Raw genomic sequence first — 22331 nt, 5'->3', positions numbered from 1 at the left:
CCCCCGCGGATCCGCATGACGGGGGGCGGGAGAGGGAGGGCCCCTTCTTGTGAAATTGTAACAATCCGGCGGTTGTTGCCCGTGGTGGAGGTTTGTTACGGTTTTGTTTCATTCACGCGAACCTCATGGAAACGACACCCACTGCCACCACCGGAACTCCGCCCGCCGAAACAGCCACTCCTTCAAAACTCCAGGATGCCAAGGCGGCATTGAAGCAGGCCCGCGAACGTCTCGAGGGGGCGGAGCGGGATGTGCGGAAGGCGAAGAAAGCCGTGAAGGCCGCCCGCAAGGAGAACAAAGGTTCCAAGAAAAAGGGCGGGAAGAAAGAGCACTGACCGTCCGCGGAATGGATCCCGACATGCGACATTAGTGTCATGCAACGGACATGGCCCGGAGGGATGGCCCGTGAAAGGGTCCGTTCCGACCACCCTCGGGTGAGGGAGCGGTCCAATGAAGCATTCAGACAAGGGCCGCGCCTGATCCAGACGGATGAGACGCGGCCCTTGATCTTTCCAACCGGAGTCGACGGGGAACCACATGGTTTCTGAAAAAAGGGGCTGACGGAATGATCTTTCTGGCGAAGATCGCGTCATGCGTGGAATCTTGCAGGCTTTGATCGGGTGGGGAGTTTGCATGATGGCGGGAGCGGAGACCGCGTTTGTGGAAACCCGTGTGGTTCCCTCCGGATACGCCACGCAGGCGGCGGCAGTGGATGACCGCTATATCTACGCGGTGGCCAACAAGGGGATTGCGAAGATCGACCGTGCCGATGGCAGGGAGCTTGCGGTCAGCGAAGGGAAGGCGTCCCACCTCAACAGCGCGGTCGTGATGGACGGGAAGATCTACTGCGCGCACAGCAATTTCCCCCTGAAGCCGGAGAAAGGGGAGATCATGGTGCTGGATCCACAGACGATGAAACTGGAGACGTTCCATGAGTTAAGCGAGCCACCGGGCAGCTTGACGTGGGCGTTGGAGAGGGACGGGAGTTGGTGGTGCCACTTCGCCCATTACGGGAAGGACAACGGGAACTCCGTTCTGGTCAGGTATGATGCGGATTGGAAGGAAACGGGGCGGTGGACCTACCCTCCGGAGTTTGTCGCGGAGTGGGGGAAAATGAGCCTGTCCGGGGCGGTGTGGCAGAGCGGGGAGCTGCTCGCCACCGGTCATGACAAAAAGCGGATCTATCGACTGAAGGTTCCGGAGGCGGGGAAAGTGGTGGAGTGGGTGGTCACCCATCCGTCGCCGTTTCCCGGGCAGGGGATCGCGCTTGATCCGGAAACAGGAGGCCTGGTCGGTATCGACCGGAAGCGAAAGTCGGTGGTGTTTGCGAAACCAGCGAAGCCGTGATAGCGGTTGGGTCCATGAACATGAGCCGGCGTGACAGTCTGAGGATCCTGGCGGCGGGAGCCGCGATGGGTGCGGGTGCCCGTGCGGCGGAGGAAAAGTCCGGGGATCTGATCCGGCGGAAAATTCCCTCCTCCGAGGAGATGCTCCCGGCGATCGGCCTGGGCACGTGGCAGACATTCGACGTGCCGCCGGACCAGCACGCGCCGCTGGCGGAGGTGCTGAAGGAATTCGCCGCGCTGGGCGGAAAACTGATCGACTCCTCACCCATGTATGGGGCGTCGGAAGAAACCGCCGGCGATCTGATGGAGCGGCTTTCGCTGCGGAAATCCCTTTTCGTGGCGACCAAGGTGTGGACGTCCGGCAAGGAGGCGGGCATCCGGCAGATGGAGGCCTCCATGAAGAAGTTGGAAGCACCGGTCATCGATCTGATGCAAGTGCACAACCTGGTGGATGTGAAGACCCACCTGAACACCCTGAATGCGTGGAAGCATGAAGGGATCATCCGTTACCTGGGCGTCACCCACTATCATGAGGGCAGCCATGACGCCGTGATGAAGGTGATGGAGTCGGACTCGCTCGACTTCCTCCAGATCAACTACTCCCTCGCGGAGCGGGAGGCGGAGGAAAAGCTGTTGCCGATGGCAAAGGACCGCGGCGTGGCGGTGATCGTGAACCGTCCGTTCGCCGGGGGAAATCTGTTCGCCCGCCTGCGGGAAAAGCCGCTGCCGGACTTCGCGGCGGAGATCGGCTGCACGAGCTGGGCGCAGCTCATGTTGAAATTCATCATCTCCCACCCGGCGATCACCTGCGCCATTCCCGCGACGTCAAAGGTGAAGCACCTGCGGGACAACATGGGCGCCTGCCGCGGTCCCCTTCCGGACGAGGCGATGAGGAAACGCATCATCGCAGCCGCCGGGGTCTGAGAGGGGCTCAGATCCGTTCCTCCAGCAGCTTGATGAAATGGGTGACCATTTCAGAGGGGGAGTCCTTTTTCCAGACCGCCCACATCTTGAACTCGAAGATGTTTTTCGAGATGAAAGGGAGGATCACGATTCCTTGGGTGGTGAGATCCAGCACCACGGGAAGCATGGAGATGCCTTGGTCCGCGGCGATCATGGTCAGGAACGAGTCGAAGCCCTCGATGGAGCGGATGCGGGGCGGCGGCTGGCCTTCCTCCGTGATGAAGCGGTGGACCTCCTCCCGATGGGAGCGTGATCCGTTGCCCAGGCACAGCATCGTTTCCGGTTTGGTTTCGGCCAGATCGATCCTCTCGCGGGTGGCCCATGGATGGTGCTTCGACACTGCGATCCCGAAGTGGGATTTGATCACACAGAGCAAATCCATCTCCGCCTGGCCCAGTGGGTCGGTGCCGTAGGCAAAGCCTACATCGATGGTCCCGCTTTCCAGCGCGTCCAACTGTTCCTCCGGGTGCATTTCGACGAAGGAAACCTCCACGCCGGGGTAGCGTTTGTTGAAAAGTTGCAGTGTCGCCGGGAGAAAGTCCGTGGCGATGACACCCACGCTGCCGATCCGGAGCTTCCCGATCCGGCCTGCCTGCGCTTCCGTCGCGCGTTCGATGGCCCTGTCCGCCAAATCCAGCAGGGTGCGGGCATCGCTTTGGAAAACCTCACCGGCTTTGGTGAGGGAAACGCTGACGGTGTCCCGGTCCAGCAATTTGACACCGATCTCATTCTCGAGATCCTTGATCTGCTTGCTGAGGGCGGGACGGGTGATGCTGAGATTTTCGGCCGCCTTGCGGAAATTCAGCTCCTCGGCGACTGCTACAAAATATCTCAAATGCCGGAGCTCCATCCGCCAGACTGGTAACATCGAGTTACCAGCTTGGAAACTTCAAAATAATTCCGGGATAACAGGTCCGATGGTATTTCAACTCCGGCCAAAATAAAACAATCGTTTTGGAATTCGGCCCACCGTCAATTTTGTATGCAACACTACGTCCTGATCCCCTTGTCGCTGAGCTGGCTGTTCCTTCTTCCGGGGTGCGGAAAGAAGGGGCCCGAGGGCCCACCGCAGATGCCACCGGCGGAAGTCACCTTCGTGCCCGCCGCGAGTGAAAACGTGAGCATCGTCCGCGAATATCCCGGCCGGATCGATGCGGTCCGGGTTTCCGAGATCCGCGCCCGCGTCCCGGGCATCCTGCTGGAGAAGACCTTCCAGGAAGGTGCGGATGTGAAAACAGGAGATGTCCTGTTCAAGATCGATCCCCTTCCGCTGGAAGCCGCCAAGGCGAGCGCCGAGGCGACACTGGCCCGGGCGGAGGCAACGGTGAAGCAAACCGAGGCGACCGCGGTCCGCTTCCGGGAACTGGCGGCATCCAGATCCGTCAGCCAGCAGGACATCGACAATGCGGAGGCTTCCCTCCAGGTGGCGCAGGCGGATGTGCTGGCGGCGAAGGCGGCGCTGAAAACCGCGGACCTCAATCTGGGCTACTCCACGGTGACCGCGCCGATCAACGGCCGCATCGGCCGGGCGGAGGTGACGGAGGGACAACTCGTCGGCCAGGGAACCGCGACGCGGTTGGCGCTGATCCAGCAGATGGACCCGGTTTATTTCGATTTCACCCAGTCAACGGCGGAGCTGATCTCCCTGAAGCGGGCGATGGCATCCGGAACCCTGGGGGAGGCCTCTCCGGAGCAGTCTGCGGTCACGCTGATCCTGGACGATGGCTCCGAATACGACAAGAAGGGCAAGATCCTCTTCTCCGAGGTCACGGTGGATGAGACGACCGGGATGGTCACCCTGCGGGCTGAGTTCCCCAATCCGGACAGGCTGCTGTTGCCAGGCATGTTCGCCCGGGCGCACTTCGTGCAGGGCGTGAAGCCGAATGCCGTCACGGTGCCGCAGCGTGCGGTGACCCGGATGCAGGGCGGCAAGGGCAGCGTCCTCATCGTTGACGACAAAGACCACGCGCAGCTCCGGATGATCGATACGGCGGAAGCCATCGGCGACAAGTGGGTGGTGACCAGCGGGCTCAAGCCCGGAGAACGGGTCATCATGGAGGGCCACCTGAAGGCCCGCCCGGAGGCACCGGTGAAGCCGGAGCCGTTCACGGAGAAAAAGCCGGAGGCGACCCCGTCCGCCGCAGACAAAAGCTAAGCACCTCCCCACATGGCCCATTTCTTCATCGACCGCCCCGTTTTCGCGTGGGTCGTGTCCATCCTCATCTCGCTGCTCGGGATCATTTCGATCACGCAGCTTCCTGTCGCCCAGTATCCTGCGGTCGCGCCGCCTTCCATCTCCATCACGGCGAACTACGCCGGTGCGTCCGCGGAAACGCTGAGCGACACGGTGACCTCGGTCATCGAGCAGCAGCTCAACGGCATCGACAACCTGATGTACATGACGTCCGCCAGCGACGCGAACGGCGTGGCGACCATCACGTTGTATTTCAAGCCGGGGACAAATCCGGACACGGCGCAGGTGCAGGTGCAGAACAAGGTGCAGCTCGCCACGCCGAGCCTGCCGCAGACCGTGCAGCAGCAGGGTGTGGTGGTGGCCAAGGCGACGCGGAACTTCATGATGTTCATCGCCCTGACCACGGACGACGGCAGCATGGATGCCATCGCCCTGGGCAACTACCTGGCCTCCAGCGTGCTCGACCCGCTCCGCCGGGTGCAGGGCGTGGGTGAGGTCATCCAGTTCGGCACGCAGTATGCGATGCGGATCTGGCTCGATCCGGACAAGCTCAACAGCTACAAGCTGACTCCCGGCGACGTGAACGCCGCCGTGGCCGCACAGAACACGCAGGTGCCGGTCGGCCAGCTCGGCCAGCTTCCCGCGGTGGAGGGCCAGCAGCTCAACGTCATCCTCCAGGGGCGGGCCACGCTGCGGGAGGTGAATGAGTTCGAGAACATCGTCCTGCGGGTGAACACGGACGGATCCCGCGTCTATCTGAAGGATGTCGCCCGGGTGGAAATGGGCGGCCAGGACTACACCATCAAGGCGAACATCGACGGCAAGCCGACCGGTGCCGGTGCCATCAAGCTTTCCCCGACCGCCAACGCGCTCGATACCGCGGATGCGGTCCGTGCCGAGATCGAGCGTCTTTCGGAGTTCTTCCCGCCGGGTGTGAAGGTGGTGTTCCCGCTGGATACCTCCACCTTCGTGAAGATCTCCGTGAAGGAGGTTCTCAAGACCCTTGTCGAGGCGATCATCCTAGTGTTCCTGGTGATGTATCTGTTCCTGCAGAACTTCCGCGCCACCCTCATCCCGACACTGGTCGTGCCGGTCGCCCTGCTGGGCACCTGTGCGCTGATGTCGGCGTTCGGCTTCTCCATCAACGTGCTCACCATGTTCGGCATGGTGCTCGCCATCGGTATCCTCGTGGATGACGCGATCGTGGTGGTGGAGAACGTGGAGCGGATCATGTCCGAGGAAGGCCTGCCTGCGAAGGAAGCCACCCGGAAGGCGATGAACCAGATCACCGGCGCGCTGATCGGCATCACCCTGGTGCTGACCGCGGTGTTCCTGCCAATGGCGTTCTTCGGCGGTTCGGTGGGTGCGATCTACAAGCAGTTCACGATGTCGATGGTGTCCTGTATGGTGTTCTCGATCTTCCTCGCCCTGACCCTGACTCCCGCGCTTTGCGCCACCCTGCTGAAGCAAGTGGAGGCGGGTCACCACCATGAGAAGAAAGGCTTCTTCGGTTGGTTCAACCGTTCGTTCGACCGGACGACCAATGTTTACCAGAAATCCGTGGGCGGACTTTTGAAGCACACCATCCTCGGCCTCCTGGCGTTCGGTCTGGTGATCTTCGGCGTGGTGCATTTCTACAAGAAGATGCCGTCCTCCTTCCTTCCGGAAGAAGACCAGGGGTATTTCCTCACGCTCTTCACCCTGCCGGTGGGTGCCACGGACGCCCGGACCCAGGAGGTGCTGAAGCAGGCCGAAGAATACCTCGCGAAACAGCCCGAGGTGGAACACTACTTCACGGTGGCGGGCTTCAGCTTCGCCGGCCGTGCGCAGAACTCCGGCCTCGCGTTCATCCGCCTGAAGCCATGGGAGGAACGCCCGGGCAAGGATCACCGGGCACAGGCGGTCATCCAGCGGGCTCTTGTCGGCTTCGGCGGCATCAAGGATGCCATCGTGTATCCGCTCAACCCGCCGGCGATTCCCGAGCTGGGAACCTCCTCTGGCTTCGACTTCTGGCTGCAGGACCTCGGCGGGGTCGGGCATGAGAAGCTCATCGAGGCCCAGGGCCAGTTGATGGGGATGGCGTCGCAGAACACCAAGCTCATGCAAGTCCGGCCACAGGGTCTGGCTGACGTGGCGCAGATGAAGATCGAGCTGGATCAGGACAAGGCCAGCGCGCTCGGTGTGTCGCTGGCGGATATCAATACGACGATGCAGACGGCGTTCGGCTCCGCCTACGTGAACAACTTCGTCAATGGTCCGCGCGTCCAGCGGGTGATCGTCATGCTGGATGCGAAGTTCCGGATGACCCAGGAAGATATCGGCAAGGTGTTCGTGCGGAACAAGAACGGCGGCATGGTCCCGCTTTCGTCCGTGACGAAGGTCGAGTGGTCCTATGGCTCCCCGCAGCTACAACGCTACAATGGCGTCCCGGCAATCAATATCGTGGGACAAGCGGCTCCCGGCCTGAGTTCCGGTGAAGCGATGAACCAGATGGAGGAGATGGCGAAGAAACTCCCGCCCGGCCTGGGCTACGAATGGTCCGGCCAGTCGCTGGAGGAAAAGGTTTCCGGAAACCAGGCTCCCATCCTGTATGCAGTGTCCATCCTCGTGGTGTTCCTCTGTCTCGCGGCTCTCTACGAAAGCTGGTCCATTCCGGCGGCGGTCATGATGGTGGTGCCGCTCGGCATCATCGGTGCACTTGGTGCGGCCACCCTCCGCGGACTTGAGAACGACGTGTATTTCAAGGTGGGCCTGCTCACGACCGTGGGCCTTTCCACCAAGAACGCGATCCTAATCATCGAGTTCGCCCTCGACCTGATGAAGGAGGGCAAGGGCCTCATCGACGCGACCCTGGAAGCGGTGAAACTCCGTCTGCGCCCCATCCTCATGACGTCGATGGCGTTTGTGCTGGGCGTGGTGCCGCTGGTCATCAGCTCCGGTGCGGGTTCCGCCAGCCAGAACGCGATCGGCACGGGTGTCGCCGGGGGCATGATCTCCGGCACGGTGCTGGCGGTGTTCCTGGTGCCCGTGTTCTTCGTCGTGGTCATGAAGATCGTGATGAAGGTCACCGGCAATACTCCGGGAATGAGCGTGGCGCATGCGATCCATGGGGAGGATGGGCCGTCGGCTTGAGCCCTATGCCTTGAAGGCATAGGATTTCAGTCCGCCGGGTGAATGGGTGCGGCCTTTCCATGCCAACGTGCGATGGATGTCATCCTTTCACCAAGCGGAACCTGTAGGGAGCAAGTGGATTTCCCCGCCGTAATGGCGGAGCCATTCCGCTATTCCCGCAGCGGCCCCGGTGGATATGGGCCAGCGATATTCCTCCGGCGAATCCGGGCGGGACGTCGCAGCCACGGGGTCCGATGCCATGGGGAAGACAGGGGCGGGACGCCCCTGCAACGGCCTGGGCCAAGATGGCCCAGCCACGGTTGAAGATTGCGGCGGGCGTCGCGGCCACGGTCCTGATGGAAATGCCGGCTGAAGCCGGCGCTCCTTCAATTTGCGTTTTACGGCGAGCTTCCGGTTGCGCTGGAGGGGATTTCTTGTTAGCGGTTGGACCCATGGGAAAGGCGAAACCGCAACTCGAATTCCGATGGGCTTCCCTGTTCGGATTCCGTCCTGCGGTGGCCGAGGTGCGGCCGAAAAGCGGTGCCGAGGACAAGGGCCTCACCGCGTGGTGCGTGGAGGCTTCCAAGTCGCTCGCTCTCCATGAACTGGCCCGCAAGGTCAGCGTTTCATGGAACAGCCGCATGCAGACGACGGCTGGCCGTGCCTGGTGGCCGCACCGGTCCATCGAGCTGAATCCGAAGCTGAAGGAATGCGAGCCGGAGGAACTCTGGCGCACGCTGAAGCATGAGCTGGCGCATCTGGTGGCCTACGAGAGGAGCGGGCGGCGGCGGATCGAACCTCATGGCAGGGAGTGGCAGGAGGCATGTGCCGACCTGGGCATTCCGAACGAGCAGCCGTTCCACACCCTGCCATTCAAGCGGCGGCGGATGAAGCGCAACCATTCCTATATCTGCCCGAACTGCTTCACCACCATCCACCGGGTGAAACCGATCAGCAGGGCGGTGGCCTGCTACGATTGCTGCCGGAAATTCAGCCGCGGCCACTATCACGACCGCTTCCGCCTGATCGAGAAGAAGGCGTGAACGGCAAAGGCCGGATCACTGGATGATCGGATTCTGGTCGTCAATCGACGTGATCACATCGAACTCCCCGTCCTCATCGCCCGCGTAGGGGTTGATGAGCATGGGGCCGTTGGAATCCAGGGATGGTCGAACCAACTGGAGCCACGGGGCCAGACGGATCGCCGGTTCCCGGTCCGGGATCATTTTACCGCTGATCACGGCGGGAGCCTGCTGGGAGGAAAGGAGATCGGAACTTTCCAGTCCGAAACCTCCCTGCCAGTCCCAGCTCACCGGGGAACCGGGGCTACTTTTGCCGTTTTCCGCTTCCGAAAGTCCTGCGGGTTTTGGCGGAAACGAGAGGGTGGCCATCAGCGCGACCAATGCCGCCCCGGCGGCCAGCAGGAGGCTACGCGACTTGGCAACGCGTCGGGAAATCCTCCGGGAAGGAGTGTGCTGGCCCCGTGCTGCGGCGATCTGGCGGCGCAGTTTGCCGATGCGGCGGAGCTTGCCACGACGATTCATCGTCCGGGAAAACCGTTTGAGGGGGATGAGGTTGTGCTGGCCCAGGCCGTCGATCATCACGAACCGGCTGCCTTTCTCCCCGTCCTGCGCGTAGACCACGTTCCCGCCGTTGAGATCCGCGGCGATCACGTCGGACGCCATCAGATCCCGGAAAAATTCCTCGAGGGCGTGCTCGGCAGCGCGGTCAAAGGTGCCATCCGCGAGCATTGCACGGAGGGACGGTGCCAGATCGCCATTCTCTCCACGGACGGCATCCAGCACGAGGCCCAGTCCCATGTCCGTGTCCACCAGTCCCTTGATCCGCTGGACGAAGGGCGGGCTGGAGCCCTCCCGGGCATGGGTGGCCACATACTCGCCGATCTCCCGCATGTAGGAAAGATACTGGCCGTAGCAGCGGCGCATTTTGTACCATTTACCCCAAGCGCGGTCCACCGAGTCGGGCCGGATGACCTTGATAATGAGATCCGAATGGTCCGGGTGGGTGAAGACAAAGCGTTGCTTGCCTTGGGCAACGGGTTGTCTGTCGCTCAGCAGGATCATCGTAAGTCGCTCATCATAAATGAGGGTTATTCCGGGGTCAAGTCCGTTTGAATCCTTGCGGCAGGTTGCGTTCCAAAGAAGGACCAATTGGACGGAGACCAGGGCCATCTCATTTCGGGAAGCTCCACCCGAAATTTGAAAGAATTACCACTGATTTCACTGATTTACTGATTCAGAATCGGGCAGTATCGCCGAAAGGCGGTTCATTCTTCTCTCTTTAAATCAGTAAATCAGTGGAATCAGTTGTGATCCACCCGCTTTCCTCCAAGTGGCGCTTGAAATGAGGTGGCCCGGGGACGGAGACGGTCCTGCCTTGCGGCGTCTCCCCTGCGTTATTATATCCGGAGTGGATGCCGCGCTGGACTTTGGAAAATTTGGTGGATTTCGAGCAGGCGCTCGATGCGGGTTTCAAGGTATCGCCAGCGGTGAAATCGGAGGTCAGGGCCGCGGCGCACGGGCTTGATGGCACCGCCGCGCGGCGTGCGGGCCTGCGCGCCTGGCTGGAAGCGGCGAGGGAGCCGGTCCCGGCGGGCCGCCGCTATCTGATCGCGGAGACGCTATTGCGGGCGCTGGTCATTGCCATGGGCTGGGCGCTCGGCGCGAATGTGGTGCGCTTTCTGGTCGATGAGAAAATCGGCGGGATGAATGTCGTCCACTACCTGGCGCTGGGGCTGGGGAGCCAGTGGTTGGTCCTCGCGGTTGCGGTGGCGGCATGGCTTTTCCGACGCCGGTCGGCCAGCGGTTTCACCGGTGTCCAGGCGGCGATGGGGGGCTTCCTGCGGAAAGTGACGAAGGATCATGAGGGAAAGCTGTGGGCCCGCATCATGGATGGAGGGCCATTTCCGAAGGCGGCCCTGCTCTGGCGGCTCGCTTCGTTCGCGCAGATGTTCGGAGTCTGGTTCAACATCGGGATCATCAGCATGCTCGGCGCATTCGTGCTGACGAAGAACATCGGCTTCCATTGGGAAACGACGACCGAGGAGACCATGCGGGAGTCGCTGGCGGCCACCGTGCGTTTCCTTTCCCTGCCATGGGCGGCGGTTTTCCCGGAAGCGGTGCCGGACGCCGCGACGATTGATGCGACGCGGTTGTTGCCCGCGGGTTCCGGAACCTTGCCGCCAGGGCCTGCGTCATGGTGGCTGTTCCTGCTGATGGCGACGGTCGTCTGGGGATTGCTGCCGCGTTTCTTTCTCTGGATGGCGGCGGGATTCGCCAGCCGCCGGGCACTGGCATCCATCGACTTCCAGGCCAGGCACCACCGGGCGCTGTGGAGGGAACTCACCGGAGTGGACCGCGCGGAGAATGATGAAAAGCCACTGGATGGCGTGCTGGTCCTGGATGTGGGAGGCAGTGGCTTCCTGCCGGATGTCCTGAGGCCTTTCCTGCTCCAGAAACTGAGGGTGCACCCGGCGTCCTGGCACACCACCGCGGTGCTGGATCCGGGAGCGGAAGGTGAAGCCGCCGCCGCGCTGGCGCAGGCACCCGCCGGGGTGGTCCTGCTGGCGGAGGGATGGGCGCTTTCCCCGGCGAGGATGAGCGCGCTGCACTCACAGATCCGGCGGGTTGCGGGAAACACGGTGCCGGTGAAATTCCTCGTCGCCAATGAGACGGGCGGATCTCCGGTGCAGGTGGCCGCGGAGGAGATGGCGCAGTGGGAACGATTCGTGGATTCCCTCCGCGATCCGCACGCGGAGGTCTATTTCTACGCCTGAGCCAGTTCCGCGAAGACCATGATGCCGGCGCTGGTCTGCAAGGTGCTGACCACCGTGACATCCACCGCGGAGCCGATCTTCGCGACGGCATGGTTCACGACGATCATGGTGCCGTCCGGAAGGTAGCCGACGGCCTGGTGGTCTTCCTTGCCGCTGCGGACGAGGGTGATGCGCACCTTGTCGCCGACTCCGGCGGGGGGCTTCAGCGCCTGGTCGAGTTCGTCGATGTTGAGGACCTGGATGCCCTGGAGCCGGGCGACTTTTCCGAGATTTTCATCCCCGGTCATCAGCCGTGCTCCCAGCAGGCGGGTGGTTTCGATGAGGAGCTTGGAGAGTTTCTCGTCCTTGCGGGCGCTGCTTTCGTGGAGGGTGATCTGGATGTCGGGAGCCTTCTGCATGGCTTCCAGCGCATCGAGTCCCCGCTGGCCGCGGAGCCGTGCGCCGTTCTGGCTGGAGGTGGACATTTGCTGGAGTTCCTCCAGCACGAAGCGGGGGACCACCAGACGGCCGGAGAGGAAGCCGGAACGGATGATGCCGGGCAGACGTCCGTCGATCACCACTTCCGGGTCCAGCACGACGGGCTGGCCGGTGGTCGCTTCCTGGCGGAAACGGACGTAGGGGATGACGAAGGAAAAGTCGTCGTGGTTGCTCCGCAGCGCCAGCACCGCACCGAGGAAGCCGAAGCTGGAATAGAGGACGGTGTCGATGGCGAGCTTCAGCGCCCCCAGATAGGCATCCCGCTGCTGGGGGAGTTCCGGATCATCCGGAATCATCGTCTGGATGAGCGTGGTGAAGTCGATGCGGGTGAGCAGCCAGGCACAGAGCAGGCCGACGCCGAGGCCGAAGGTGGCGGTCGAGAAGCCCCTGAGGGTGAAGCCCTTCACCAGTGTCTCCACCCAGATGAAAAACCCGGCGATGAGGAGGCCGCCGACCAGGCCGTAGCCCAGCGGGGCGTTCAGGCTCATGGCCACCGCGATGCCACCGGCCTCACAGATGAGCAGGTAGGTGAGGCGGGCGATGTTGACGGAAGGCGTCGAGGTCATGATGTCGGGAGATGGCTCCGCTGCTCACACGCCGCCGAGGGGAGCGGGGAGCCTTTACTCGTGGTCGTCGGCCGTCGCTTTGATGTCAGTCAAAGCTGCGATGAAGTCCCCGAGAATCTCGGCAGGCACCATGATGGTATCACGGTTCCCGCTCACGTCTTCGGTGATCTTCACGACCATGCCCCGCGAGTTCTGTTTCAGATCGAGAAAGAAGACTTTCCGATCGGCCAGAATTTTTTCCGTATGCAATAAATCGCTTTCCACTGGAACCTCCGTTGTCGTTTGATTTCAACACGACGATTGCGGGGCATTCTGCAAAGTCAATCCAATTCCCGTGCGGCGGGAAGTGCCCGGAAATGATCGACTTTCTACCAAACGGCAGGCCTGCCCTGGTCCTCGCCCCGATGCAGGATGTGACGGACCTGCCATTCATGCGCGTGCTCGCCCGTCGCGGTGCTCCCGACTGGTTCGTGACGGAGTATTTCCGCGTCCATCCGGACTCGAAGCTGAACGCGTATATCCTCCGTTCGATCGATGAAAATGAAACGGGCCGGCCTGTTTTCGCCCAGATGATCGGGCGGGACATCCCGGCCCTGGTCCGGACGGCCGGGGAACTGGCGCGGCACCCGATCGCCGGGATCGACCTCAATCTGGGTTGCCCGGCCCCCATCGTCTGCCGGAAGGACGCGGGGGGAGGCCTGCTGCGGGATCCGGAGATGGTGGACCGCATCATCGGGACGCTGCGCGATGCTTTTCCGGGAAGGTTCACGGTGAAGACACGGGTCGGTTACCATGACGCGTCGGAGTTTCCAAAGCTGCTGGAAATTTTCCGCCGCCATGCGATCGACGGGCTTACCATCCATGGCAGGACCGTGGGTGAACGCTATGCCACGCCGGTGCATCCGGACTGCGTCAGGGCCGCGGTGGAAATGATGTCCTGCCCGGTGATCGCCAATGGCAACGTTGTGGATGTGGAGACGGGACGTGCCTACCTGCGGAAAACGAACGCCGCGGGCCTGATGGTGGGACGGGGCGCGATCCGGAACCCGTGGATCTTCAGCCAACTTGCCGCCGCGTTCGATGGGATGGAGCCGATGATCCCGACCCGCCGGGATTTGTTGGATTACATCCGGGATCTCTATGATGAGATGGCCCGGGAATCGATCCGCTTTGATCCGATGGGCCACGTCCAGAGGATGAAGCGGCCGCTGGTGTACATCAGCCACGGGCTGGATGAAACGTTCGAGCAGCAGATCCGCCGGGCGAAGACGCCGGAGGAGTTCTCCGCGATCTGCGCCGCCCATCTGGACAATGATGATCCGCTCCCGGCGAAGCCGCCGGTGGAGTCGAAGCTTTTCTGTGGATTCGAGGATCTGGCCGCGGACCGGCTCAGCGCCTCCGGCGGCGGACCATGAATGCCCCCGCTCCGGCGAGGCAGAGCATGGCGTGGGACGGCTCCGGGACCGCGTTGAGCACCACGTTGTCCAACAAGTGGTAACGGGTGGCTCCTGTGTGACCATCGGTGAAATAAAAGCGGAACTCCACGGGTGTGGAGATATTCTGGAATGCGGGCAGGCTGGAGAGGGTAATGACGCGGTTGGTGGGGGTGACGGCGTAGTTGCCGGAATTCGAACCGTCGTCGTTGGTGAATGTGTAGAGTGACTGGGAGAGATCGGTGAATCCCGTCACGCTGCTGAACACGCGCACGGTGTAGTTTCCGCCCGTGGCGATGTTATTGAAGCCATAATCGAAGGAAAGGCTGGCCAAGCTGAGGGGGGAGGATCCGGGTGTGAGGGTGAATGAGGCAAAGCCGGTGGACGTGCTCCATGTCGTGGGCGCGTTTGCGGCCGCGTAGGTCAGACGATTGGTCACCGCCGTGGTGGGAGCGGGCGTGCCGGTGAAGTCGGATGCCGTGGTGTCAAGGTCCAGATCTGAGGAAGTGAGCACCCCTCCGGTGAATTCATAGTTAGCGATGATGGCGGCGTCGCACCACGGCGCTGCGCCAAGGAGCAGGCAGGATGTGAGCAGCCCGGAACCTGATCGGGAAAAAGCGGGGGAGGGGTTTTTCAAGTACATGGCTCCTACATGGGATCGGGAAATCCGTTGGTTCTCAAGCCTATTCTACGGGCGGATGGTGGCCACCGGGACGGACTCACGGCTTCCCCGGAAAGGCGGGCTTTCCGCTTTCGGTGGCCTTGAACGCTTCCGGCGTGTCCAGGGCTGCGCCGGGGTCGAGCTGGTCCGCGAGGTGCCGATCCAGTGCGGCGGAGAGCCGGGCCTTGGTTTCCGCGTGGGCGGGATCGGCCGCGAGGTTGGTGAGTTCGGAGCGGTCTGCGGAGGTGTGGTAGAGTTCCTCGGCGGGGCGGTTGAGGTAGCGCTCGACGAGGTGGAGGATGGCGGGGTGTTCCGAACTGTGGGCGAGCCAGGAACCCCAGTAGTTGTTCTCGAGGCCCATGAGGTGTTTCTCGATATAGGTGCGGTCCGGCCTGAGGTTGCGGATGTAGCGCCAGTCGCCATCGGTGATGCTGCGGATCGGGTAGGGCGGGCCTTCCGGGTAGTTGTTGTGGAGGCCGTAGGCGTGGTCGCGGTGGCGGGCGGCGGTGCCTTTCAGGACGGGGAGGAAGCTGGTGCCGTCAAAGGCGGCGTTGTCCGGCTTCGCTCCGGCGAGATCGATCAGGGTGGGCACGACATCGGCATACTGGACGACGGCGGAGGTGCGGCTTCCCGCGGCGATGGTGCCGGGCAGGCGGGCGACGAGGGAGGTATGGAGTCCGCTGTCCCAGTTCGTCCACTTGTTGCCGGGGAACTGGGAACCTTGCTCGCTGGTGAAGAGGACGAGGGTGTTTTCCGCCAGGCCGTTGTCATCCAGCAGGCGCAGGAGTTCACCGATCTGGCCGTCCATGTAGGTGATCTCCGCCAGGTAGCTGGAGAAAGCTTCGCGCGTGCGCGGTGTGTCCGCGAGGTTGGGCGGGAGTTTGATGGAGGCTGGCGGATACGCGGAGGCATCCCCCATGACCCACGGGACGTGGGGTTCCGTGAGGGCGACGACCAAGCAGAACGGTTGGTTGGCATCCCGCGTGGCGAAGCTCCGGACGCCGGCAAGGTCGTGCGGGCGGGTGGGATTGCGGACGCAGTTTCCGTCGAAGCCCGGGACATCCTCAAAGGCGAAGACGGATGCGGGTTTCACGTGGCTCTTTCCGGCGAGGCCGACACGGTATCCACGTTCCCCGAGGTGGTGGGTGATGCTGCGGGTGCCTTCCCGGCAGGGTGCGTGGTTCCAGGCGCAGCCGTTGCGCAGCGGGAACCGGCCGGTGTAGAGTTCGGAGCGGCTGGGGGCGCACATGGCCATGCTGAGGTAGGCGCGCTCGAAGACCATGCCCTGGCTGGCGAGCCGGTCGAGATGGGGCGTGCGCGCGTTTTCCCCGCCGTGGAAGGAAAGGTCGCTGTAGGTGCAGTCATCCCCGATGATGACGAGGATGTTGGGCCGTTTTGACTCCGGCTGCGCGGTGGCGGGCAGAAGGGTGCAGAGGAATGCTGCGGCCAGGGTAAGGGCGCGGGTGACGGACATGGGAGCGGATGGGTTTGGTGGCGCGGCGGAATTCCGGCGCGGATGCCATGGATGCAATCAGTCCCTGGTGGGCATGAGAAGGATATACGAACGGCTTCCTTGCCTTGTGCCCGGTCATCCGGTCCAATCCGGACGGTCATGAAATCCGGAAAATTCCTGCTGTCGCTGTTCCTTTTCCCGTGGATCGCTCCACTGCATGCGGCCCCGCCGAACATCGTGATCATCTTTGCGGACGATATGGGTTACGGGGATCCCGGCTGCTATGGATCGGTGAAAAACCGCACGCCGAACCTCGACCGGCTCGCGGCGGAGGGCATGCGGTCGGAGCGCTTTTATGTGGCGCAGCCGGTCTGCTCCGCGTCGCGGGCGGCGCTGATGACCGGATGCTATCCCAGCCGGGTGGGGATCCAGGGTGCCCTGGGGCCGAAGGCGAAGACCGGGCTGAATCCGGAGGAAACCACCATCGCGGAGGTGGTGAAGCGGAAGGGCTACGCGACCGCTGCGGTGGGCAAGTGGCATCTGGGGGATACGTCTCCCATGTTGCCGCTGGACCAGGGATTCGACCACTATCTGGGGCTGCCCTACTCGAATGACATGTGGCCGCTCCATCCGGAGGCGAACAAACGGCGGGCGGCGTTTCCTCCGCTGCCGCTGCTGGAAGACCGCGGCGTGAAGATTCCGGAAGTGACGGCGGAGGAGCAGAAGCAACTGACCACCTGGTACACGGAGCGCGCGGTGGAATTCATCCGCGGGAACAAGGAGAAGCCGTTCTTCCTCTACGTCGCCCACAGCATGCCGCACGTGCCGCTTTTCACCAGCGGGCGGAGCAAGTCGCCGGAAGGGGCCTATGCCGATGTGATCGAGGAGATCGACTGGTCGGTGGGGGAGGTCATGGGCGCGCTGAAGGAAACGGGAGCGGACGGGAACACGCTGGTCATTTTCACTTCGGACAACGGACCGTGGCTGAACTATGGGGACCACTCCGGAGTGGCCACGCCGCTGAGGGAGGGCAAAGGAACCGTGTGGGAGGGCGGCGTGCGGGTGCCCTTCATCGCCCGTTATCCCGGAACGATTCCGGCGGGAACGGTGGGCCGTGAGCCGATGATGACGATCGACCTGCTGCCGACCATCGCCGGTCTGGTCGGGGCGGATCTTCCCGCACGGAAGATCGACGGGCTGGATGTCCTGCCGCTGCTCACCGGCAAGGAAGGGGCGGAGAGTCCCCACGATGCCTATTTCTTCTACTACAAGCAGAACGAACTGCAGGCGGTGATGAGCGGGGACTGGAAACTCTACCTGCCCCACCAGTACCGCACCCTCGGCGGAAAGCCGGGCGGCACGGACGGGAAGCCAGTGCCGTATGAACAGCGGAAGATCACCAACCCCCAGCTCTACAACGTCGCCATGGACATCAGTGAGGAGAAGGATGTGGCCGCGGGGAATCCCGAGGTGGTGGCACGGTTGCTCACCCTCGCGGATAAGGCGCGCAAGGATCTGGGCGATTCGCTCACAGGAACCCGGGGCGAAGGTGTCCGGCCGCCGGGAAAGGTGGAGTGATCAGCCCGGGACCGGTGCGTTCGCGGAGATCAGCTTTTCCTTTTTCAGGACTTCCCAGAACTCCGGCGGGATCTTTGCTTTCATCGATGCCATGTTTTCCTCCACCTGCTTCGGCGTGCGTGCGCCGGGGATGGTGGCGGAGACGACGGACGGGGCCGCGGTGAACTGGAGGGCGGCGGTGCGCAGGTCGGTGTCGTAATTTTTCGCCACCTTCATCATTTTCTCCCGCTTCTCCTTGAAGCCTTCGGGGATTTTTCCGCCGTAGTCGTAGCGGTCCAGCCCGGCAAGGAATCCGGCATTGAGCGGTGCACCGATGACCAATGAAACGCCGTGATCGTTGCACGCGGGGAAGAGATTTTCCAAGGCGTCCTCGTGCTTCATCAATGAATATTGGGTGGCTGCGAGGAAGATGTCCGGATCGGAAACCTCCAGCGCTTTCAGGATCGGTTGCGGGCGGTTCACGCCGAAGCCCCATGCCTTGATGATGCCCTCGTCCCGCATCTTCGTCAGTTCCGGCATCGCCCCCTTGGCGGCGATGTCGAAGTACTCCGTCCACTTTTCCTTCATGTCGCCGTTGTCCGGGGAAAGGTCGTGGATGAAGACGATGTCGATGGAGGACAGGCCCATCCGCTGGAGGCTGTCCTCGATCGAGCGCCGGGTGCCCGCGGCGGTGTAGTCGTATTTGTAGTTGAAGCCGAGGTGGCCTTTCCACATCCCGTGCCTGAAGTTCTCGTCAGGGGTCATCAGTCGGCCGATCTTCGTGGAAAGCACGAACTCGTCCCTCTTCTGCCCATCCAGAAAGTGGCCGAAGCGGCGCTCGCTCAGGCCAAGGCCATACCACGGCGAGGTATCGAAAAAGCGGACGCCCGCTTCCCAGGCGGCTGCCATCGTTTCATCCGCCTGCGCGTCCGGAGTGACGGCGAATCCGTTGCCGAGCGCCACGCCGCCCATGCCGATCTTCACCGGCGTGCGGTAGTGCTTTCCTTCCGCGGATTTCTTTTCCGCCGCGGTGGACCCTGCGGTCGCCGCCGCGGAGGCGAGCATGGCTGTGGTGAGGAATTTCCTGCGTGTCGTCATGGCATCCTACCCTAAGCGCGTTCCAGTCCGGCGCATCTCCGGTTTTTCCCGAAAATGGGGTGGTGGTGATCTCAGCGGGTGGCCTTGAGCCGGTAGAAAAGTTTCGGCTCACCCGCAGGGAGGATCCAGCGGCGGGTGAGGGTGCCGTCGTTGTGGAGGATGTCCGCGGCTTCGCTGAAGGTCGCTGGATGCCAGTCGTCGGACCGCAGGGTGGTGGTCCATTCGACGGTCAATGTCGTGTCGTAGGCCTGGAGGTTGTGAAGGAGATCGAGTGCGGGGCCGGAAAGGAGGGTGGGACTGAGAAAAGGCCGGTGCAGCCCCACGGAGGCGTGGTGGATCAGGTCCGGGATCATGTCGCCGTTTTCATCTTCACCCGCGCCACCCGTGTAGGGCTGGGGAATCCGGTGGGTGTCCCATGTTCCATCCAGATCCGCCGCCATGTAGGCGAGGGAAAGGTTCCACGCGGCGTTGAAGTTGGTCCATGGCTCCGGATGGCGGAGGGCTGCGTCAGGGTTGTTGGGGAAGTGTTCGCTGCCGGGGCCGGAGCAGAGGGCACCGCGCGCGCTTTCCAGATAGGCGGCCTGTCCGGTGTAGAGCTGCGGCCACCCGCGCTCCACATCCGGAAAGCCGCCGGGCTTGCCATCCGCGAGGGTGACGGGTCTGCCGGGGGAGGCGGCCCGCAATGGATTTCTGCCAAAGAGGCAGTCGATGGCCGCCCATGAAATTTCCCGCAGACGTTGCTGCTTTTCCGGTGTGTGTGAGAGCGTGGAGGCGGCGGCGAGAGCGCACGCGGGAAAGCCGGCGAGGTTTCCCGGTTCGTTCCATTTCTGGTTCAGTGCGGGGATCGACCACTCGGTGGCATCATAGCGGCGGAAGTCATATCCATTGGCGGAGCGGGAGATCATGATGTCCGCCCATTGCTCGATCTTCGCCGCGAGGCCGGCGGGCGCTTCGCTGGGATAAGTCCTGAGGAAGTAGGCCAGCCCCGGCATGGTCTTGTTCTCGGACATGCGGTGGCCCTTGGTCGTCCGGGGATCGTTCCAGTCGAGGTTGTCGATCAGCCACTGGGTCTGGGTTTTCGCAGCCTGGAGATAGATCGCGGCATCCGGACGACCCTCCCGGAGGGCGACCTGGTACATGAGGAGATTCGGCCAGATCGAATGGGCCGGGGGATGGCGGCCCTTGAACGGGCTTTTGTCCACGGTGCCGTACGTGGACGGGAGCCAGAGCGGGTCGATCTCCAGTGATGACGGATCATCATCCGTCCGGGTGGTGGTGCCCAGGCCGGAGGATCTCCCCCACTCGGCAAAGGCGAAGTCGCGGACTTTGACGTAAAAGGACTGCGGAAGCCATTCGCGGAGAACGGGCCAGGAGTAGAGGATCCATGCCGCCCATTCCACGGTCTGGGAATGGATCTGCTCCGGCCGCTCGTCCCCCGACCAGTCTTTCGTCGCCGGACGTTCGAGCGTCACGCCCATGCCGAAATGCAGGATTTTCACCAGATCCGGAGCGTTGCTACGGGGAGCCTCGTAGTTCTGGTAGTAGCGGCGGATGGCCGGGAGAAAGCCGGTGCTGGCGGTCAGCTCCTTGTAGATGCCGTCAAAGGCGGGCGACAGGATCGTCGCTTTCTCCGCCTCCCAGTCGATTTCGAGTGGCAGCGCCACCACCACGTCCCGCCGGGTGAGGAGCAGGTGGACGAGGGAGGGGATCTCGAACGAATAGTAGGCCCCATCCCGCCACGGTGCACCGCCGAATGCGCTCGGGTGGGTGCCGATCGCGCTCCGCGCGTCGTTCATGAAATGGATGGCTGGTGGCAGATATTTCGTGCCGATGAGATCGTCCAGAATGAGGAAAGGATCGCTGGTGCCGGGCGCATTTTCCGCCGGTGCCAGCCGCACCACGTAGGGACCCGGTGATGCGGGATCGAAGCTGCTGAAGTCTCCGAGATTGCCCTGGATGGTTCCGGAGAACAGCGGTTCCGCGGAGGTGGCCGGGGTGACGTGGAAAGGCGTTCCGTCGGGGCAGGTGATGGCGGTGAAACGCTTCGGCGCGCCTTTCTGGAAGCCGATCTGGTTGAGGGCGACCGGAGTGGCGGGGTTCAACAACGTGGGTCCCCCGATGAAGAGTCCGAGGTTCAGGGGCACCTGGGTGGTTTCCCATAGCGTCAGCTCCCGCAGCCGGGTGAAGCCAGTGGTACCCAGCCCGTCCGGGACGTAGCGGATGCGCCGGGTGGTCACCGGAGCGGTGAAAGTGACCCGCACCGACTGGCTGGTGTTTCCCGTCACCACGCTGCCGGGGATGGTGGTCCAGGTTCCATCGTTCTCCGCCTCCAGGTGGAAGGCGGCATCCGCGGAACCGGAGGACGCGCCACTGTAGACATGCGCCTCCGCGACCGATGCGGGGAAGGTCAGATCCACCTCCACATGAAGAGGCCCGGCAGGGGAGGAGGGGGGCTGGGCGACGAGCCGCGAGTTGTCACCCGCCTCCCCATCGACGGCAAAGTTGGCGACGCCGGAGTTCACGGAAGCGTGGGCTGCCGCAGGTTTCCCCAGCGCGAGATTCGCGTAGGCCGGGTGCCAGATGGGCAGGTTGTCCCCGACCATGCCGGTGAACAGCGGCGTGGGATTTTCCCAGAGGGCGATCTCGCGGACGCGGATGATGGTGGTATCCGCGACCACCAGACGGACCTTCGTGGTGGTGATGGGGGAGTCGAACTGGAACACCGTCCCCATCGAGCGGTTCGGCTGGATGGCGGCTCCGGGGATGCTCTGCCAGGCGGTGCCGTCCCAGCGCTGTAGAGAAAATGAGGTGATCGGGCTGCCCGCCTCGTTCTGGTAGCCCGAGTAAATGTGGGCCTGCCGCAAGGTGATGGCGGCCCCCAGGTCGATCTCCAGCCAATGACCTCCGGAGGCCGCATCCGCCAGCCAGCGGGATGGATCGCTGAGCACGCCATCCACCGCGTTGGCCGCAGGGTAGCCCGCCCGCACGGAGTCGGCGATCACCGGCTTTCCGAGCGCATGGTTCGTCTGCGCGGAACACGGCAGGGCGGCCGCGAGAAGGAGGATGGGGATGGGTTTCATTGGAATGACTCCAAGGGTTCATCCTTTTCACGGATGGGAGGGATGGCGGCGAGAGGAATTTTCGGAGGCTGGATTTCGGGAAAATCCGCCGGAGATGTCCTTTGGCGGGATTCCCGTTCGTCGTGATATTGAAACGAACCTCCAGAAACCATGAGCACGATATCCAAACATATCATCCAACCCTATTTGATGTTCGGCGGCAGGTGTGAAGAAGCGGTGGAATTTTACCGCAGCGAACTTGGCGCGCAGGTCGAGGCCATGATGCGCTTCGAGGAAAGCCCGGAGCCTCCGCCGGAAGGAATGCTGCCCGACGGCTACGGAAAAAAGATCATGCACGCCGCGTTCCGCATCGGGGACTCCCTCCTGATGGCGTCGGACGGTTGCGGGGAGGTGGACAAGATCAGCGGTATCTCCCTTTCCCTCACCCTGCCGGATGAAGCGGCCGTGGACCGTGCCTTCGCCGCCCTTTCCAACGGAGGGAAAGTCACCATGCCACTGGGGGAAACCTTCTGGTCGCCCCGCTTCGGGATGCTGGAGGACAAGTTTGGCGTGAGCTGGATGGTGGGCGTCTGGACTCCGTGCGGGGAATCCTGAGC

General features: G+C 62.9%; 18 protein-coding genes. 10 read left to right on the top strand and 8 right to left on the bottom strand.

From position 1 onward, the window contains the following. Positions 1-125 precede the first annotated feature (125 nt). The 3 genes from KF712_14365 (at position 126) to KF712_14355 (ending at position 2270) form a co-directional block, all read left to right on the top strand. A complete protein-coding gene (locus tag KF712_14365) occupies positions 126-335 on the top strand; it encodes a hypothetical protein (protein ID MBX3742173.1) in 210 nt (69 codons plus the stop codon). 256 nt (positions 336-591) lie between these two features. Next, positions 592-1347 (top strand): hypothetical protein, encoded by a 756-nt coding sequence (locus KF712_14360; protein ID MBX3742172.1) that lies wholly within the window; start codon positions 592-594, stop codon positions 1345-1347. Positions 1348-1361: 14 nt separating this feature from the next. Beyond that, complete coding sequence (locus tag KF712_14355; protein ID MBX3742171.1) at positions 1362-2270, top strand: aldo/keto reductase; 909 nt, start codon at positions 1362-1364, stop codon at positions 2268-2270. Between the two features lie 7 nt (positions 2271-2277). On the opposite strand, the gene KF712_14350 is transcribed toward KF712_14355, so the two are convergent. Then, on the bottom strand, positions 2278-3144 hold the full coding sequence (locus KF712_14350) for a LysR family transcriptional regulator (GenBank protein ID MBX3742170.1): 867 nt from the start codon (positions 3142-3144) through the stop codon (positions 2278-2280). A gap of 147 nt (positions 3145-3291) precedes the next feature. Here KF712_14350 and KF712_14345 point away from each other — a divergent pair, with 147 nt between their 5' ends. From KF712_14345 to KF712_14335, 3 genes are all read left to right on the top strand, one after another. Beyond that, positions 3292-4464 (top strand): efflux RND transporter periplasmic adaptor subunit, encoded by a 1173-nt coding sequence (locus tag KF712_14345; protein ID MBX3742169.1) that lies wholly within the window; start codon positions 3292-3294, stop codon positions 4462-4464. A 12-nt stretch (positions 4465-4476) separates the two neighbouring features. Then, complete coding sequence (locus KF712_14340; protein ID MBX3742168.1) at positions 4477-7635, top strand: efflux RND transporter permease subunit; 3159 nt, start codon at positions 4477-4479, stop codon at positions 7633-7635. Between the two features lie 431 nt (positions 7636-8066). After that, on the top strand, positions 8067-8657 hold the full coding sequence (locus tag KF712_14335; GenBank protein MBX3742167.1) for a SprT-like domain-containing protein: 591 nt from the start codon (positions 8067-8069) through the stop codon (positions 8655-8657). A gap of 15 nt (positions 8658-8672) precedes the next feature. On the opposite strand, the gene KF712_14330 is transcribed toward KF712_14335, so the two are convergent. Further along, the gene (locus KF712_14330) at positions 8673-9698 is read right to left on the bottom strand and encodes a hypothetical protein (protein MBX3742166.1); all 1026 of its coding nucleotides are present in this window, start codon (positions 9696-9698) and stop codon (positions 8673-8675) included. Between the two features lie 350 nt (positions 9699-10048). Between KF712_14330 and KF712_14325 the strand changes: the two genes are divergently transcribed. Continuing rightward, complete coding sequence (locus KF712_14325) at positions 10049-11410, top strand: DUF2868 domain-containing protein (protein MBX3742165.1); 1362 nt, start codon at positions 10049-10051, stop codon at positions 11408-11410. Here the strand turns inward: KF712_14325 and KF712_14320 are convergent. Together KF712_14320 and KF712_14315 are read right to left on the bottom strand one after the other, a co-directional pair. Then, a complete protein-coding gene (locus tag KF712_14320) occupies positions 11401-12453 on the bottom strand; it encodes a hypothetical protein (protein ID MBX3742164.1) in 1053 nt (350 codons plus the stop codon). The two genes, KF712_14325 and KF712_14320, sit on opposite strands and share 10 nt — an antisense overlap. A 54-nt stretch (positions 12454-12507) precedes the next feature. After that, the gene (locus tag KF712_14315; protein MBX3742163.1) at positions 12508-12717 is read right to left on the bottom strand and encodes an RNA-binding protein; all 210 of its coding nucleotides are present in this window, start codon (positions 12715-12717) and stop codon (positions 12508-12510) included. 92 nt (positions 12718-12809) lie between these two features. On the opposite strand from KF712_14315, the gene KF712_14310 reads away from it, so the two are divergent. After that, positions 12810-13868: a tRNA-dihydrouridine synthase family protein gene (locus KF712_14310; protein MBX3742162.1), complete on the top strand. Its 1059-nt coding sequence runs from the start codon at positions 12810-12812 to the stop codon at positions 13866-13868. On the opposite strand, the gene KF712_14305 is transcribed toward KF712_14310, so the two are convergent. Next, positions 13843-14529 (bottom strand): PEP-CTERM sorting domain-containing protein, encoded by a 687-nt coding sequence (locus tag KF712_14305; GenBank protein MBX3742161.1) that lies wholly within the window; start codon positions 14527-14529, stop codon positions 13843-13845. The two genes, KF712_14310 and KF712_14305, sit on opposite strands and share 26 nt — an antisense overlap. A gap of 76 nt (positions 14530-14605) precedes the next feature. Next, on the bottom strand, positions 14606-16021 hold the full coding sequence (locus KF712_14300; protein ID MBX3742160.1) for a sulfatase: 1416 nt from the start codon (positions 16019-16021) through the stop codon (positions 14606-14608). A 138-nt stretch (positions 16022-16159) separates the two neighbouring features. On the opposite strand from KF712_14300, the gene KF712_14295 reads away from it, so the two are divergent. Next, the gene (locus KF712_14295; GenBank protein ID MBX3742159.1) at positions 16160-17578 is read left to right on the top strand and encodes a sulfatase; all 1419 of its coding nucleotides are present in this window, start codon (positions 16160-16162) and stop codon (positions 17576-17578) included. Here KF712_14295 and KF712_14290 read toward each other — a convergent pair whose 3' ends face one another. Both KF712_14290 and KF712_14285 read right to left on the bottom strand, forming a co-directional pair. After that, the gene (locus KF712_14290) at positions 17579-18655 is read right to left on the bottom strand and encodes an aldo/keto reductase (GenBank protein MBX3742158.1); all 1077 of its coding nucleotides are present in this window, start codon (positions 18653-18655) and stop codon (positions 17579-17581) included. Between the two features lie 71 nt (positions 18656-18726). Beyond that, on the bottom strand, positions 18727-21735 hold the full coding sequence (locus tag KF712_14285; GenBank protein ID MBX3742157.1) for a discoidin domain-containing protein: 3009 nt from the start codon (positions 21733-21735) through the stop codon (positions 18727-18729). A gap of 150 nt (positions 21736-21885) precedes the next feature. Here KF712_14285 and KF712_14280 point away from each other — a divergent pair, with 150 nt between their 5' ends. Next, entirely contained in the window at positions 21886-22329 is a 444-nt protein-coding gene (locus KF712_14280) for a VOC family protein (GenBank protein ID MBX3742156.1), read from the top strand. The last annotated feature ends 2 nt before the right edge of the window (positions 22330-22331 follow it).

It is taken from the genome of Akkermansiaceae bacterium (assembly GCA_019634595.1).
Taxonomy (GTDB): Bacteria; Verrucomicrobiota; Verrucomicrobiia; order Verrucomicrobiales; family Akkermansiaceae; genus Luteolibacter.
This window is presented reverse-complemented; position numbering and strand designations above follow the sequence as displayed.